General features: G+C 43.8%; 15 protein-coding genes. All 15 read left to right on the top strand.

Annotation, left to right across the window (positions count from 1 at the left end):
• The first annotated feature begins 11 nt into the window (after window positions 1-11).
• Entirely contained in the window at window positions 12-1,628 is a 1,617-nt protein-coding gene (locus tag ELQ35_RS05590; protein ID WP_246025985.1) for a long-chain-fatty-acid--CoA ligase, read from the top strand.
• A 41-nt stretch (window positions 1,629-1,669) separates the two neighbouring features.
• The gene (locus tag ELQ35_RS05595) at window positions 1,670-2,818 is read left to right on the top strand and encodes an acyl-CoA dehydrogenase family protein (RefSeq protein ID WP_126863840.1); all 1,149 of its coding nucleotides are present in this window, start codon (window positions 1,670-1,672) and stop codon (window positions 2,816-2,818) included.
• Window positions 2,819-2,839: 21 nt separating this feature from the next.
• Entirely contained in the window at window positions 2,840-4,030 is a 1,191-nt protein-coding gene (locus ELQ35_RS05600) for a thiolase family protein (protein WP_126863841.1), read from the top strand.
• Window positions 4,031-4,145: 115 nt separating this feature from the next.
• Window positions 4,146-4,544 (top strand): PaaI family thioesterase, encoded by a 399-nt coding sequence (locus tag ELQ35_RS05605; RefSeq protein ID WP_246025986.1) that lies wholly within the window; start codon window positions 4,146-4,148, stop codon window positions 4,542-4,544.
• A 154-nt stretch (window positions 4,545-4,698) separates the two neighbouring features.
• Entirely contained in the window at window positions 4,699-5,868 is a 1,170-nt protein-coding gene (locus ELQ35_RS05610; RefSeq protein WP_126863842.1) for a thiolase family protein, read from the top strand.
• A gap of 41 nt (window positions 5,869-5,909) precedes the next feature.
• Window positions 5,910-6,863: an alpha/beta hydrolase gene (locus tag ELQ35_RS05615; RefSeq protein WP_126863843.1), complete on the top strand. Its 954-nt coding sequence runs from the start codon at window positions 5,910-5,912 to the stop codon at window positions 6,861-6,863.
• Window positions 6,864-6,989: 126 nt separating this feature from the next.
• Window positions 6,990-7,853, top strand: a complete 864-nt coding sequence (locus ELQ35_RS05620) for a branched-chain amino acid ABC transporter permease (RefSeq protein WP_126863844.1) — start codon at window positions 6,990-6,992, stop codon at window positions 7,851-7,853.
• Window positions 7,853-8,869, top strand: a complete 1,017-nt coding sequence (locus tag ELQ35_RS05625) for a branched-chain amino acid ABC transporter permease (protein WP_126863845.1) — start codon at window positions 7,853-7,855, stop codon at window positions 8,867-8,869. The genes ELQ35_RS05620 and ELQ35_RS05625 overlap by 1 nt, the downstream gene beginning before the upstream one ends.
• Window positions 8,870-8,872: 3 nt before the next feature.
• Entirely contained in the window at window positions 8,873-9,637 is a 765-nt protein-coding gene (locus ELQ35_RS05630; RefSeq protein WP_126863846.1) for an ABC transporter ATP-binding protein, read from the top strand.
• Window positions 9,630-10,337: an ABC transporter ATP-binding protein gene (locus ELQ35_RS05635; protein WP_126863847.1), complete on the top strand. Its 708-nt coding sequence runs from the start codon at window positions 9,630-9,632 to the stop codon at window positions 10,335-10,337. Before ELQ35_RS05630 ends, ELQ35_RS05635 begins: the two co-directional genes overlap by 8 nt.
• Window positions 10,338-10,429: 92 nt before the next feature.
• The gene (locus ELQ35_RS05640) at window positions 10,430-11,629 is read left to right on the top strand and encodes an ABC transporter substrate-binding protein (RefSeq protein WP_126863848.1); all 1,200 of its coding nucleotides are present in this window, start codon (window positions 10,430-10,432) and stop codon (window positions 11,627-11,629) included.
• 248 nt (window positions 11,630-11,877) lie between these two features.
• Window positions 11,878-12,846, top strand: coding sequence for an ABC transporter ATP-binding protein (locus tag ELQ35_RS05645; protein WP_126863849.1), 969 nt, complete (start codon window positions 11,878-11,880; stop codon window positions 12,844-12,846).
• Window positions 12,839-14,356, top strand: coding sequence for an osmoprotectant update ABC transporter permease/substrate-binding subunit OpuFB (opuFB, locus tag ELQ35_RS05650; protein WP_126863850.1), 1,518 nt, complete (start codon window positions 12,839-12,841; stop codon window positions 14,354-14,356). Before ELQ35_RS05645 ends, opuFB begins: the two co-directional genes overlap by 8 nt.
• Before the next feature lie 249 nt (window positions 14,357-14,605).
• Window positions 14,606-15,415 carry a bifunctional DNA-formamidopyrimidine glycosylase/DNA-(apurinic or apyrimidinic site) lyase gene (gene mutM / locus ELQ35_RS05655; protein WP_126863851.1) on the top strand — a complete coding sequence of 270 codons (810 nt, stop codon included), beginning with the start codon at window positions 14,606-14,608 and terminating at the stop codon, window positions 15,413-15,415.
• Between the two features lie 62 nt (window positions 15,416-15,477).
• Entirely contained in the window at window positions 15,478-16,200 is a 723-nt protein-coding gene (locus ELQ35_RS05660; RefSeq protein WP_126863852.1) for a TIM barrel protein, read from the top strand.
• Window positions 16,201-16,202: the final 2 nt, after the last annotated feature.

Below are 16,202 nucleotides of genomic sequence, written 5' to 3' on the forward strand. Positions count from 1 at the left end.
AGAGGATTTTTTTGCAGCATTTAATGAACCGGCCCTGGTCTAAATTTTATGAAAATGATAAGCCTGTACAATTGCCTGTTATATCCGTCTATTCTTTGTTGAATTCGGCGGTGAAAAAGTATCGATCAAAAACGGCGATTATTTTTGAAGACAGCAAGACATCGTACGGAGAGCTCGGAGACCAAGTGATTCGTTTGGCAGGCAAGTGGAGAGAAATGGGTTTCGAAAAAGGGGATCGAATCGGTTTGATGCTTGCCAACCATCCTCATTATATTGTTTCCTATTATGCTGCTCACGCACTTGGGTTAGTAGTTGTTCAAATAAATCCAATGTACACGACGAGAGAATTGCTGCAAATTGTGAACGACTCGCAGGTAAAAGCCATAGTCGCAGATCCGCTTGCAAGCAATACCATCAAACAATTGGAAAGCGTTTATGAATGTACCTATTTATTCGGCTCCCAATTAACTTCTGGTGGAGAAAAGGACCGTTTTATTAATCTTGACGAGCTGATTGCTTTTGGAGTTCCCCTGGATACTCCAGAACAAGTAAATCCGCAAGAAGATGTGGCTGTCATACAGTATACAGGCGGCACAACCGGAAAAATGAAGGGGGCGATGTTAACCCATTACAACTTAACATCCAATGTGGTCCAAAGCTTTGAAATGTATGGCTCGACTATGGTCCCGGGTAAAGAAACTGTTTTGGTCGCCACTCCGCTTTATCATGTCTATGCGATGACAAGTGCAATGAATTTGGGAATTTATATTGGGGCAGATCTCTTATTGTTCAGGAAATTCGAAGTGAATCACGTCCTGGAAAACATAAAAAAGTACAAACCAACATTCTTTCCTGGCGTTCCGAAAATGTATAATGCATTTGTAAATCATCCTGAGGCGGACAAATATGAATTGAATTGTTTGAAAATGTGTTCATGCGGCTCTGCACCGCTTCCTATCGAAATTATCAAGCGTTTTGAAGAGTTGACAGGGACACGGATTGCAGAAGGGTTTGGGTTATCCGAATCCTCTCCTTCAACCCACCGCAATCCGGCTTTCGGCAAAAAAAAGATTGGCAGTATCGGAATTCCGGTGCCGCAAACAGACTGTATCATTATCGACGAAAACAATATTGAGCTTGGACCTCATTCTGTAGGTGAGTTATTGATCAAAGGGCCACAAATTATGAAGGGATATTGGCACAATGATATAGAAACAAATAAGGCCCTTCAAAACGGCTGGCTCTATACGGGCGACCTGGCCACGATGGATGATGAAGGGTACTTCTATATCGTGGGACGCAAAAAAGAAATGATTATTGTAGGCGGTTTCAATATTTACCCGCAGGAAGTGGAAGGCGTTTTATATGAACACCCGGATATAAAGGAAGCGGCCGTTGTCGGCATTCCCCATAAAGAGCTTGGTGAAATCGTAAAAGCCTATGTGGTTCCAAAGGATGGCAGACAAATCGACTTGGAAGAACTAAGGGGCTACTGCTATACAAAATTGACGCCCTATAAAGTGCCAAAAAGCATCGAAGTACGAGACAGTCTCCCTAGAAACACAGTCGGGAAATTACTGAAACGGCTGCTGATAAAAGAAGAAACGGAAAGAGAACAAGGTAATTAAAAAGGAGAACAATTTTAAAGACTAACAACGGGGTGAACAGGATGAATTTTCGTCTGGACGAAGAGATCGAGTTTTTAAAAAGAAATGTACGTGATTTTGTTCAAACTGAAGTAGAAGCGGTCGCAATGCAAATTGAAGAAGAGAACAAAATCCCCAAAAGGATTATTGACATGTCCAAAGAACTCGGTCTTTTTGGTTTAAGCATACCGGAAGAATACGGCGGGCTTGGCATAGGAATGGTTGGAAAATGTGCGTTGTATGAGGAAATTGGCGCTACTCATAATGGATACACAACTTTGATAGGAGCGCATACGGGTATCGGAACTGTCGGCATCGTCGAGATGGGTAATGAAGAACAGAAACAGAAATATTTGCCGCTGATGGCCAGCGGTGAAAAGATCGGAGCTTTCGCTTTAACCGAACCAAGCGCTGGTTCAAATGCCACCAATTTGAAAACGAAAGCCATTAAAAAAGGCGATAAATATATTTTAAACGGGACAAAGCACTATATTACAAACGCTACAGAGGCGGATGTTTTCACAGTGATGGCCGTCACCGATGCTTCAAAAGGAGCGAAAGGGATCACATCCTTTATCGTCGAAAAGGATTTTCCAGGATTCCAGGTTGGCGCTGTCGAGAAAAAAATGGGCTTAAGAGGATCGCACTCAGCCGAAGTCATTTTGGAAGATTGTGAGGTTCCGTTTGAAAATGTGTTAGGCACAGAGGGACAGGGCTATGTTAACGCTCTAAAAATTTTAACTAACGGACGCGCAGGCTTGGCCGCCCGCAATCTCGGCTCCTGCCAGAAATTACTTGACCTATCAATGGCTTATTCACAGGAACGGGTTCAATTTAATGTGCCGATTATCGAGCACCAGGCTGTGAGCCATATGATTGCTGAAATAGCCATGGAAATTGAGGCTTTGCGGTCATTTACCTATCGAGTCGCCTGGATGGTTGATGAAGGAATGAATGTCATCAAGGATGCAGCAATGTTGAAGTTGTTTGGCTCGGAGGTTTACAACCGTGTGGCTGATAAAGCTGTACAGGTTCATGGCGGCATCGGGTACATCTCCGATTATCCAATTGAGAGATTTTTCAGGGATGCACGGATTACGAGAATTTATGAAGGTACTTCAGAAATTCAGAAAAATATTATCGTTGGACAATTAAAAAAACAATACAGCTAATGTAAGAGAGGAGCAAACCCTATGAATCAAAATGAAATTGTTATCGTCAGTGCAGTCCGGACACCAATCGGCCGTTATGGAGGCGCACTCAAAAATATCAATTCCGGTCATTTAGCCTCGCATGTTATTAAAGAAGCAATTAAACGGGCTGATATTAAAGCTGAACAGGTAAATGAAGTGATCATGGGAGAGGTAAGGCAAAGCACCGAGTCTTCGAATGTGGCAAGGGTAGCCGCTTTACGTGCCGGCGTACCGGACACTTCTCCAGCGTATACGATTAACCGGCTTTGCGCCTCAGGGATGCAGGCGATTGCATCGGCTGTCCAGCAAATCCAGTCAGGCCAGGCCGACATTATAGTGGCCGGCGGTACGGAAAGCATGAGCAGTTCTCCCATCTATTTAAGAGGGTCCCGTTTTGGCGGTGACCGGGCTCATCTCGTAGATTCCAATGTGGAAGCCGGCCAGCAGCCGAAAGAAATATACGGAGATCAATTGGGAATGGGAATTACGGCAGAAAACGTTGCCGAAAAATACCATGTTTCCCGTGAAGACCAAGATGCATTTGCATTGGAAAGCCAAACACGGGCTGACAATGCAATGAAGCAAGGAAAGTTTAAAGAGGAAATTATTCCGGTAGAGATCACTGAAAAAAAACATTCCTACACAGTGGAAACCGATGAACATCCGCGCCCGGAAACAACTTATGAGAAGCTTTCCTCATTAAATCCCGCTTTTCGTAAAGGCGGCAGTGTAACAGCGGGCAATGCCTGCGGCCGTAATGACGGAGCGTCTGCTTTAGTGCTGATGAGCGCGGCCAAAGCAAGCGAGCTAAATTTAAAACCGCTTGCTAAAATAGTCGATTGGACGGCTGTCGGGGTTTCGCCTGAAATCATGGGCATCGGGCCGGTTCCTGCTGTCAAAAAGTTACTCGAACGTACAAACAAAAAGCTGGAAGACATCGATTTATTTGAGCTGAATGAAGCTTTTGCCTCTCAGGCTTTGGCGGTTATCCGGGAATTGCACATCGACCAGGAAAAGGTCAATGTAAACGGCGGGGCAATTGCCCTCGGGCATCCAGTTGGATCAACCGGTGCCCGTATCGTCACTACCCTTTTGTATGAGATGAAGCGCCAGCAAAACCGATTTGGAATTGCCACCCTTTGTGTAGGCGGCGGGCAAGGTATGGCAATGATGATTGAAAACCTTACATGATAATCAATCAGGCAAGCTCTTGAAGGCAGTCTCCTATGAGGCTTATTAACGATTGCTTTTTCCGCGGGACTGCCACAAAGTTTGCCTGTCCATAAGAAAGGGTGATAGATACTCAGTGGCAACGATCGATGAGGTAAGAGAAAGTTTTGAAAGCAGTCCGTTTTACAAGCATTTAGGCTTTGAAATGATCGAGTTTAGAGATCATAAAGTGAGAATCAAATTGGATGTGCAAGAACAGCTATTGAATGCCAATGGAACCTTGCATGGGGGCGTCCAGGCAAGCATGCTCGACTTTGTTCAAGGCATGCTGCTCCGGTCTGTTACTAAAACGAAATGCCTGACGATCAATCTGACCACTCATTATCTGGCAAGTGTTTCTGAAGGGGAAATATTTGCAGAAGCAAAGATCATCCAGCTGGGGCATAAGATCGCTACATTGGAAGGGGAAATTAAAGATGCTTCCAATAATTTGGTAGCGAAAGGGCTGGGTACATTTAAAATCCTGCGTGATTAAAATAAATATTAGGTTGAAAATTCCGAATCTATCATTTATTATCTTTATAACAAAACATACTTACCAGTTAGTATGTTTTTAAGAAAATTTCTATACTTACAGGAAGATCAATGATTAAAGAGGTTAAAAACCCTATAAGGAGTGAGGTTACTAAATGAAAAGAGATGCAGTGATTGTTTCCGCTGTAAGAACAGCTATTGGCAGGCAAGGAAGTGCCCTGGCAGCTGTCCCTGCCCACGTCTTTGGTGCTGAAGTCATTAAAGAAGCGATTCGACGTGCGAACATAGACCCTGAAACAGTTGATGATGTCATTTTTGGAAACGTTCTTAGCGGCGGCGGGAATATTGCAAGATTGACCGCGCTCGAAACAGGATTATCGATTAACCTGCCAGGATTGACTGTTGACCGCCAATGCGGTTCAGGGCTGAATGCGATCAATCTTGCTGCCCAGGCGATCCGGGCCGGGGACGGCGACATCTTTATTGCCGGCGGGACAGAGAGCATGAGCCGCGCTCCGTATTTGCTGGAACGCCCTGAAAAGCCATACAGCCCTGCTCCGCCGCAATTCAAAAAGTCCCAGCTTTCTCCGAAAGAAATCGGAGATCCTCCAATGGGGATCACAGCGGAGAATTTAGTGGAAAAATACCAGATTAGCAGAGAAGAACAGGATGAATTTGCGCTTCGCAGCCAGCAAAGAATGGCAAAGGCGATGGAAGAAGGACGTTTTAAAGAACAAATCGTCACTTTGAACATTCCAGTAAAAAAAGGGGATGCCATCCCATTCAAAACGGATGAGCACCCACGCCCGCAAACGACGATTGAAGCGTTATCCAAGCTTCAGCCTGCATTTCTTAAAGGCGGCACCGTTACAGCTGGCAATAGTTCCGGGCTAAACGATGCTGCGTCTGCAGTTGTAGTGATGTCGCGGGAAAAAGCCGAAGAGTTGGCCCTTGCCCCATTAGCGACGATTCGTGCATATGCCGTGGCAGGAGTCGATCCAACCATCATGGGAATCGGGCCTGTACCGGCTGCCAAAAAAGTGATGGAGAAATCAGGGCTTTCATTGGAGGATATCGATGTCATCGAAATCAATGAAGCTTTTGCCGCTCAAGTAATAGCTTGCAACAGGGAGCTTAGCATGGACATGGAGAAAGTGAATGTAAACGGCGGTGCAATTGCCCACGGCCATCCGCTTGGGGCTACAGGTGCAATCCTTACGACAAAAGCGGTTTACGAACTGAAGCGGTCTGGGGGAAGATATGCGCTCATCACCGCTTGCATAGGCGGAGGCCAGGGAATTGCCACAATCATTGAACGTGGGTAAAAGTTTGACCTGTATTTTCAATTCAGAAGGAGGTAATTTTTATGAGCCTGCATCCTCAAGCAAAAGCTTTGCTTGAAATGCTTCAAGCGAGAGAAGCTCTGCCGATGGAACAGCAAACGGTCTCCGAGGCAAGAGCAGCATATGCAAAAATGTGCACTCTCTTAAATAAACGCCAAGAAACTCATAAAGTTGAAGAACGAAAAATAGAAGGGTTCCAAAATGAGATATCAGTAAGAATATACACTCCCAGCGAAGAAAAACCACTTCCTGCGCTCGTTTACTTTCACGGGGGCGGCTGGGTGATCGGCGATCTGGAAACCCATGATGCTCTCTGCCGTTCCCTTGCAAATGAAGCGGAGTGTATCGTAGTTTCGGTAGATTACAGCTTGTCGCCCGAATCTAAATTTCCTGTCGCTGCCCGCGATGCATATCTTGCCGTAAAATGGACGGCCGACCATGCTGAAGAGTTAGGGATAGAAAAAAGTTCCCTTGCAGTAGGAGGGGACAGCGCAGGAGGCAACCTTGCAGCCGTTGTCTGCTATCTAGCCAATCAAAGAAAAGGACCGTCGATCAGCTATCAAATGTTATTTTACCCGTCAACCGGCTATGCAAAAACCCCTTCCTCTGATATGTATGGAGAAGGTTATCATTTAACAAAATCGACGATGAAGTGGTTTCAAGAGCAATATTTGAATCACCCGGATGATACCAAAAGCCCATTAGCCTCACCTATGTTAATTCCGGAAGCGGAGACTCGCTTGTTACCTCCAGCGTATATTATGACCGCTGAATATGACCCGCTTCGTGATGGAGGGAAAATGTATGCCGAAAAACTGAAAAATGCAAGTATCGAAGCAACGTACGTCTGTTATCCAGGTATGATCCACGGATTCTTAACTATGTCGGAAGCTTTAGATGATTGCTCCCGAGCCATTAAAGAAGCAGCGCAATCGCTAAAAGCCCATTTTACGGAAAAAGCGGCTTCCAGTAAATGATATAAAAGGGTTCAGGATTTTGCGGCGAAAGCTCGAACATTGCAACGAGGATCTTAATATTGTTGCGAAATCAAAATGTATCATCATAAATCGTTAGTCAAAACAAATAAAAAAAGGGGAGAAACTATGGAAATTCTCGTACAACAGTTATTTAACGGCCTGACAATTGGAAGCGTTTACAGCCTGGTTGCCCTGGGTTTAACACTGGTTTATGGCATCCTGCACATTCCTAATTTTGCCCATGGCGCTCTGTACATGTTAGGCGGATACATTACGTTGACCATGATGACATCACTCGGGCTTCATTACTGGCTGGCTATTTTCATTTCCATTCTCGCAGTCGGGCTTGTTGGGGTCTTGATGGAACGATTTGTGTTTCATCCCTTAAGAGACTCACCGCCCATTCATGACAAAATCGCTGCAATTGGAATCCTATTATTCCTCGAGGCATTTGCACAATTCGTATGGGGGGCGGATTATCGTACAATGCCGACCCCATATGATCAAGTCATTCATATATTTGGCATTACGTTTACATTACAAAGGATGCTAATCATTGTTTCAGCAGTTGCTGTGATGATTCTGTTATATCTCTTCCTGAAAAAAACATTCATTGGCTCAACGATCATTGCCATGTCACAAAACAGGGAAGGCGCAAACCTGGTAGGTGTCAATACCAATAAAGTGGCGATGATGACATTCATGATTTCCGGGGGGCTTGCTGCCATTGCTTGTTCACTTGCAGCACCTATCAATCTTGTATTTCCAGGTATGGGCCAGCTGGTCATCTTAAAAGCATTTGTCATCATCATTCTAGGCGGAATGGGCAGTATTCCCGGAGCAATAATTGGCGGCTATATCCTTGGCTTCAGTGAGAGCCTCGGTGCCACGTATATCTCAAATGATTACAAAGATATCATCGCATTTGTTCTATTAGTCATTATTCTGTCCGTTAAACCAAAAGGATTGTTTGCGAAGGAGGGGCATTAATGGCGGCTATTTTCAAGCAAAGAAACATCATAACAGGCTTGGTGTTACTTTCACTTGTCTTTCCTTTTATTACCCAAAACGAATATTACCTTCATATCATGACACTATCCTTTATTTGGATGATCGGTGTCTACGGCCTAAACTTACTTGCGGGATATACCGGCTACTTGTCCCTTGCCCACGCTGGCTTTTTTGCAATCGGGGCATACTCACTTGGAATATTAACTGTAAAGGCCCAACTTAATTTCTGGCTTGCGTTCATTCTTGCCTGCCTGATTACAAGTTTTCTGGGATTTTTGATCGGTTTGATCGCTTTACGAACTAAAGAGCATTTCTTCGCAATCTATACACTGTGCGTCGGCTACATTATTTATCTGGTCATTGACAAATGGGAGAGTTTAACAGAAGGTGTCAGGGGCTTGATCGGAATCCCGGCTCCTTCTAATATTGGCCCTATTTCCTTTCAAACGGCGTTATCACAATACTACCTAGTCCTAGTCATTCTGCTTCTAGTGATTCTGATCGTCTACCGAATCGTCCATTCCCTGACTGGAAGAACTTATATAGCAATTCGAAATAGTGAAGATCTTGCCCAAACGATTGGGATCTCGACGATGAAAAATAAATTGACCGTCTTTGTACTGTCTACATTCTTTGCCGGGCTGGCAGGTGCATTGTATGCCTCCTTTGTGCGGTTCATCGGTCCGGATATCGGTTCTACTGCGATAACCTTTGATTTGTTGACCTATTTGCTCGTTGGTGGGCTGGGAACTTTGTCAGGGCCAATCATTGGGACAATCCTTATCGTTTGGGTCTCACAGCAGCTGCAATTTCTCCAGGACTATCGGATGCTAATCTTTGGACCGGTTTTGACCTTGTTAATTATTTTTTACCCGCGGGGAATTGTTGGCGCTTTCACGGGTTGGAAACATAAATACGAGGATAAAAGGTCTAAAAACAAGGACATCCCCAACGATTCATTAGTAAAATCGAAAAAGCAAGTGAAGGAGGGATAAACGATGTTTTTAGAAACAAAGAGCTTAACCAAAAAGTTCGGAGGATTATTTGCGGTAAATTCTGTTGACTTTTCGATTGAAAAAGGAAAAATCAACGCGATTATCGGTCCAAACGGAGCCGGGAAATCGACCTTTTTCAACCTGATCAGCGGTTTCCACCGTCCCAGTTCAGGAGCGGTAATTTTTAAAGGCAAGGATATTACCACGCTGCCTTCCAACAAAATAGCGGAATTAGGGATTGCCCGCACCTTTCAAACAACGAATCTCTTTGAACAATCAACAGTATTAGACAATGTCATCGTCGGCCATCGACTGCGCACCAAATCTAACTTGCTTGATGCAGTCCTCAGGACGAAACGCTTAAAGTCAGAAGAAAAGAAGTGCAGAGAAAAGGCAATCGAAGTATTAGATTTCGTCGGGTTAACCCATGCGGCCCATAAACAAGCCGCTGGCATTTCCCAGGAAGAGAAAAAGCGAGTAGCCTTTGCGCTTGCGCTCGCCACGAACCCGGAAATTGTCTTTCTTGATGAACCTGCGGCCGGGGTCAATCCCGATGAAACAGAAGGCCTCGCGCTGTTAATGGAAAAAATGGTCCAAAAAGGAATAACGGTATGCCTGATTGAACACAAAATGCAAATGATCATGAAATTAGCAGATAAAATCATGGTCTTAAACTACGGGGAAAAAATTGCCGAAGGGACTCCGGATGAAATCAAAAACAATGAAACAGTCATTAAGGCGTATCTAGGAGGAAGTGCCATTGCTTAAGCTAAACGGTGTTTCCGTTAAATACGGAAGCTATACAGCGATTCAAAAAGTGAATATTGAAGTGAACGAAGGGGAAATTGTCGTTTTGCTCGGTTCAAATGGAGCAGGGAAAAGCACGACTTTCAGGACAATAAGCGGTTTGAACAAACCATTTGAAGGAGAAATCCATTTTGAGAAAACGTCCATAAAAGGGCGGTCTCCCGATCGCATCGTGCAATCTGGGATTGTCCAATGCGCAGAAGGCCGAAAGCTCTTTTCAGAGATGACAGTGCACGAAAATCTAAGGATGGGTGCTTATGTCCATCGACGGAAAAAGGATGAAATCAAACAGTCACTGGCAACGGTATACGATTTGTTTCCGATTTTAAAAGATAAAAGAAACAATTCGGCCGGTTCATTAAGCGGCGGTCAGCAGCAAATGCTGGCCATCGGCAGGGCTTTGATGTCAAAACCGAGGCTCATGCTCCTCGATGAACCGTCCGTTGGGCTGGCCCCACTAATTGTTGAACAAATGTTTGACGTGATTCAGCAAATCAATAAGGATGGAACAACCATTCTACTCGCCGAGCAAAATGCGAATGCCGCCCTGAGAATAGCCACTAAAGGGTATGTGTTTGAAAATGGATCCATTGTCCTCGAAGGTACTTCTGACGAGCTTTTTGCCAATGATGAAGTACGAAAGGCTTATATCGGCGCCTAAATGTCCAATAAAAAATGCTTTTTAAAGGGGGTGGTGAAAGAAAAACCATCTTGTTTGCGAAATTTAGTCTTTGATAATTAAGGGGGAAAAGGATGAAGATAACAAAGTTATTTTTCGTGGTGAGTATGATGTTTACTTTGATTCTAATTTTAGCAGCATGCAATGGCAATGGCTCACAATCCAGCAAGACGGCATCAGGAGGAGACAGCAATAAAGGCAACACGGTAAATATCGGGTATAGCGGTCCACTAAGCGGTCCGGCTGCATTCTATGGAGAACGTACCTTGAATGGAGTGAAAATGGCTGCCGAAGAAATCAACGATGATGGCGGCTTTGAAGTGAAGGGAAAAAAGTATAAAATCAACCTTGTGTCACTTGATGACAAATACCTGCCGAACGAAACGGGTGCCAATGCTAAACGATTGATTCAGGAACATAAGACCCCTATCATCTTTACTCCGCATAGCGGCGGAGTTTCTGCACTGCAAGTATTCAACCAGCAAGATAACTTCATTATCGGTGCTTATACAAGTGAACCAAAAGTAACAGAGTCAGGAAACGCACTCACAGTCCGGATTCCGCCTCGTTATGATGGTTATATCGAACCTTTTTCGGAGTACGCAATGAAAAGGTACGGAAAGAAAATCGCCGCATTGCCAACATCCTCCCAATATGGAAAGGACTGGACAGAAAAACTTATTCCACATTGGGAAAAAAGCGGCGGGAAAGTCGTTTATAACTCTTCCATCGACTTCGCGAAAGACACTGATTTCTTTACGATTGTCACCAATGCGTTAAAAGAGAAACCGGACGTGTTATTTATCGGCGGTGCATCTGAGCCAACGGCCAAAGTGGCAAAGCAAGCAAGGGAATTAGGATTTAAGGGCGGCTTTTTGGTCATGGATCAAGCAAAGTTAGATGAAATGAAAAAAGTAACAGGCTCCTACGATGTCCTTGAGGGATCAATTGGCGTCTTGCCATTAGTTGATACCAATAATCCAGGTACAGATCAATTTGTTGAAAATTATAAAGCGAAATATAAAGAAGATCCAGGCTCTGAGGCAGGTCTGAACTATATTGCAATGAACATTTTTGTTGAAGCAATGAAAGCAGCCGGGTCAGTGGATGACGTCAAAGCAATTCGGGAACATATGCAGGATGGGCTGGACAAACTGCCTGAGGAGAAACAGGTCTATTCAATACCTTCGATCGACAAAAATGGCGGCTTCGAATCTGAACTAATTGTCGGGGCAGTTGAAGAAGGAAAAATCGTTCCGATTGAAGTGAAATAACAGGACACCTTATGTTGTGAATATCTCATTATTAATTAATCTAGTAAATGACTCCGGTTTCTAGCCGGAGTCATTTATTTGTCTGTATATTACCTGGATTGGCAGCAGTTAAAATGAAAAAGCCCCCAATCAAGTCACAGTAGAGAACCCGCTGGAAATCAAGGCGTTTATAAAAAGTGTTTTTCTAGGAAAAATGGGGAAAGAATGATTTAATAGTTCTAGACTACAGAATAATAAGGGGTAAAAAGATGATCAAATTTGAAAATGTATCAAAGTCATATCCTGACGGGACACACGCAGTGAAATCCCTAAACTTGGAAATTAAAGAAGGGGAGTTTTTTGTTATTATCGGACCGAGTGGATGCGGAAAAACAACTTCGTTAAAAATGATCAATCGGCTGGTTGAACTAACAACCGGGACTATTTATATTGATGGGAAGAGAATCAGCGAGTATAACATTCACGAATTGAGGTGGAACATCGGCTACGTTCTTCAGCAGATTGCGCTCTTTCCTCATATGACGATTGAAGAAAACATTGCAACTGTACCCGAATTAAGGAAGTGGAAAAGGGAAAAGATTCAAAAGCGCGCAGTGAACCTCCTGGAAATGGTTGGCCTCGAACCGGAAAAATACCGCGGCAGGAAACCGAAAGAGCTTTCAGGAGGCCAACAGCAGCGAATCGGCGTCATTCGTGCCTTAGCTGCTGACCCGCAAATTATCCTGATGGATGAGCCATTTAGTGCTCTTGATCCGATTAGCCGCGAAAAGCTGCAGGATGACATTCTCGATCTTCAAAAGCGGATTAAGAAAACGATTGTCTTTGTTACACATGACATACAAGAAGCCGTTAAGCTGGGCGACCGAATTTGTGTCATGCAGGCAGGTGAGATTGTCCAGGTCGGTACACCAGGAGATATCCTACAAAATCCTGCGAACGATTTTGTACGGGAATTCATTGGCACTCAAAAAACAATTCTTCCCGAAGAAGAAACAATCGAAAAAGCAATGCGCAAGATGCCTGCAGGGGATGCAGAGACAAAACCCTCTGTCTCGATCCTTGCCTCTTCTTCCATAGCAGAATCCTTGGAAAAGCTGTCTCATCACAATGAACTTGCAGTCGAAAAAGAAGGGAAGATGATAGGAATTATTACCAGGCAGTCGATCATTAGGTATTTAGCTGCAGGATCGGGAGAAAGAGGAAAAGAAAATGAATAATTTTTTAGATGTTCTCATTGACAGACAGGATGAACTAATTGGTGCATTACTCGAGCATATTCAAATTTCTTTTATTGCCCTCTTTTTCGCTGTTGTGATTGCCATCCCGCTTGGTATTTATTTGACAAGATATAAGAGAATCGCAGAGGGAGCGATCGGCGTCACGGCAGTTCTGCAAACCATTCCATCGCTGGCCTTGCTTGGACTGCTCATTCCCCTGTTCGGAATTGGCCGAATTCCCGCAATCATTGCATTAGTCATTTATGCGTTACTGCCGATTCTGCGAAATACCTATACGGGCATTAATGAAGTGGATCCTTCACTTGTAGAAGCTGGCAGGGCAATGGGAATGAATCGCCGCAAGCTGTTAATGAAAATAGAGCTGCCGCTTGCCTTGCCTGTCATCATGGCAGGTATTCGGACTGCGATGGTGTTAATAGTCGGAACGGCAACATTGGCGGCGCTCATCGGTGCGGGAGGGCTTGGTGATTTGATCCTTCTCGGCATTGACCGGAACGACACATCACTCATCGTGCTTGGCGCGATTCCAGCTGCTCTGTTAGCAATCCTTTTCGATATTTTGCTTCGCCAGTTTGAGCGAATCTCCTTTAAGAAGGCATTGGTTATATTGGGGGCAGTTTCAGCAGCGGCCTTGCTGATCATCGTTCTTCCTTTCGCAATGGGAGAGGAGAAGAAAGATATCGTTATCGCAGGCAAGCTCGGTGCAGAGCCTGAGATCTTGATTAATATGTATAAGCTCCTCATCGAAGAAGATACCGATTTACAAGTGACCCTTAAGCCAGGCCTGGGGAAAACCTCTTTTGTATTCAACGCTTTGAAAACAGGAAATATTGATCTCTATCCTGAATTTACCGGGACAGCGATCTCAGAGTTCTTGAAGGAAACAGCGACGAGTACTGACGAAGGCGCAGTATATGAACAGGCAAGAAAAGGGATGTTAAAGGAATTCAACATGGAAATGCTGAAACCGATGGATTATAACAATACCTATACACTGGCAGTACCACAGTCACTGGCAGAGAAATCTCAACTTAAAACCATATCAGACTTACAAAAGGTAGAGCAAGAAATAAAAGCAGGCTTTACCCTGGAATTTTCCGACAGGGAAGATGGATACCGCGGAATCCAAAAGCTTTACAATATTCAATTTCCAAATGTAAAAACGATGGAACCTAAACTGCGTTATCAAGCGATTAAAACCGGTGATATCAATCTGGTCGATGCTTATTCAACCGACAGCGAATTAAGGCAATATCAACTTACAGTACTCGAAGATGATAAGCATTTATTTCCACCTTATCAAGGTGCTCCAATACTAAGGAAGGAGACCTTGGACGACCACCCTGAAATCCGGAAAGCATTGAACAAACTGGCAGGAAAAATTACGGATGATGAAATGCGCAAGATGAATTACCAGGTCAATGTGGAACGGAAAGGGGCCAATGAAGTTGCCAGGGAATACCTTGAGAAAGAAGGACTTCTAAATTAAAATTGATTTTTGCTGGACTTAATCAGCTTCGCTTTTTACAGGTGAAGCTGATTTTTTTAAAATAATATAGAAGGTTTTTTTAACGCATACAGAATTTTATAAAGGTTAAAAAAACAAGCGAGTATAACCGAAAATAATTTAGGTATCGATCTGACTAATGAAGGAAATTAAGGAAATAGTAAAGAACAAAGCCAGGAGGATGGATTTGTTCATTTCCTTACACTCATCTAAGACAATGGAGGTAGAAGGATGCCGGAGCTTCCCGAAATGGAAAACTACAGACTACTGCTTAACCAAAAGATAAGTGGCCATGTCATAAAAGATATAGAAATTAATCGTATTAAATCAATAAACGTTGCTCCTGAAGACTTTCAGGAAAAAGTATTGTCACAAAAGGTTGTAAATATAGAAAGAAAGGCTAAGCATCTATTGTTCCATCTTGAAAATGGCTATATCTTGTTATTGCATTTAATGCTCGGCGGTTTGATGTATTATGGGTCAGATGACGATAAGCCAAAACGGACGATTCAAATCCAATTATCATTTGGAGGAGAAACCCTTTTTTTTATCGGTTTACGCCTTGGTTATTTGCATCTTTATGATGAACAAGGGATAAAACAGGAACTGTCCCATCTAGGTCCTGAGCCTTTGGAACAGGCCTTTACTTTGGATTTATTTTTAAAAATGATCGAGAAAAAGCGCGGCCGGCTGAAGGCAAAATTAGTTGATCAACAATTTATCTCAGGTATTGGCAATTGTTACAGTGATGAAATCTGTTATCACGCTAGAATTTTACCGATAAGAGAGATCAGCGAGCTGACACAAGGGGAGGCAGCCCAAATTTACCGCTCGATAAAGGAAGTGCTCCAGGATGCACTGAAACACGGCGGTTACATAGAAACGCCCTTTTTTAAGGATGATGCCTTGACTGGCGGCTTCGATTCTTTATGTAAAGTATATGACCGGGAAGGCGAAACCTGTTTAAGGTGTGGATCGAAAATCAAAAAAGAGATCATCTCATCCCGTAAAGTGTTTTATTGTACAGGCTGCCAGAAATAACAGTGAGATACGATCATCTGGATGGGAACCTCTATATTTAAGATAGAAGGGAGAGGGGGTTAATGAAATTCGGCTGCCATATCAGCATAAAAGAAGGCTATTTAGGTGCCGCAAAGCAAGCTATTGCGCTGAATGCGTCTGCTTATCAATTTTTCCCCAAAAATCCTAGAAGCCTGACTATTAAAGATTTTAATCGGGCTGATGCGATGTATTGTAAAGAATTTTGTCTAGAAAACCAGCTGATTTCTATCGCGCATTCCCCATATCCCACCAGTCTTACAGCTTCGAAAAATAAACGGGAGGCGGTTATCGTATCGCTTATCAATGACCTGGAGATTGCCGACTCATGCGGCGCCGCAGGGGTGGTTGTCCACTTCGGAAGCCAGATCAGTGAAACCGATCCCCTGGCCAGCTATCAGCTGATGATCGAAATGCTCAACTCTGTTCTGGTTCAATGGGAAGGAGATTGCAAGATACTTCTTGAAAACAACGCCGGTATCCCGGGACCTGGGACAATCGGAACGACTCTTGAGGAGCTTGTCCAAGTCCGAAGCTTATGTGATGACCCGGGAAAAATCGGCTTTTGTTTCGACACATGCCATGCCTTTGCAAGCGGGCTCTGGAACGGGTATAACTGGAAAGAGCTGGCCGGTAAAGGACTTAATTTAGGATATTTCGATCATTTGTATGCCATCCATCTCAATAACTCCAAATACGGGACCGGACTTGGCAAGACGCAAAAAATGACTCCGGATCATTTCACGGAGTCATTTTCTCATATTTAACG

Origin of the sequence: Peribacillus cavernae (assembly GCF_003989135.1) — a bacterium.
GTDB lineage: Bacteria > Bacillota > Bacilli > Bacillales > DSM-1321 > Peribacillus > Peribacillus cavernae.

Bases quoted from the DNA above. Each gene is read 5' to 3' on its own strand.
- ELQ35_RS05630 (WP_126863846.1), top strand. From the start codon at position 8,873: ATGTTTTTAGAAACAAAGAGCTTAACCAAAAAGTTCGGAGGATTATTT.
- ELQ35_RS05595 (WP_126863840.1), top strand. From the start codon at position 1,670: ATGAATTTTCGTCTGGACGAAGAGATCGAGTTTTTAAAAAGAAATGTA.
- ELQ35_RS05660 (WP_126863852.1), top strand. From the start codon at position 15,478: ATGAAATTCGGCTGCCATATCAGCATAAAAGAAGGCTATTTAGGTGCC.
- opuFB (WP_126863850.1), top strand. From the start codon at position 12,839: ATGAATAATTTTTTAGATGTTCTCATTGACAGACAGGATGAACTAATT.
- mutM (WP_126863851.1), top strand. From the start codon at position 14,606: ATGCCGGAGCTTCCCGAAATGGAAAACTACAGACTACTGCTTAACCAA.
- ELQ35_RS05625 (WP_126863845.1), top strand. From the start codon at position 7,853: ATGGCGGCTATTTTCAAGCAAAGAAACATCATAACAGGCTTGGTGTTA.
- ELQ35_RS05600 (WP_126863841.1), top strand. From the start codon at position 2,840: ATGAATCAAAATGAAATTGTTATCGTCAGTGCAGTCCGGACACCAATC.
- ELQ35_RS05640 (WP_126863848.1), top strand. From the start codon at position 10,430: ATGAAGATAACAAAGTTATTTTTCGTGGTGAGTATGATGTTTACTTTG.
- ELQ35_RS05645 (WP_126863849.1), top strand. From the start codon at position 11,878: ATGATCAAATTTGAAAATGTATCAAAGTCATATCCTGACGGGACACAC.
- ELQ35_RS05620 (WP_126863844.1), top strand. From the start codon at position 6,990: ATGGAAATTCTCGTACAACAGTTATTTAACGGCCTGACAATTGGAAGC.
- ELQ35_RS05615 (WP_126863843.1), top strand. From the start codon at position 5,910: ATGAGCCTGCATCCTCAAGCAAAAGCTTTGCTTGAAATGCTTCAAGCG.
- ELQ35_RS05610 (WP_126863842.1), top strand. From the start codon at position 4,699: ATGAAAAGAGATGCAGTGATTGTTTCCGCTGTAAGAACAGCTATTGGC.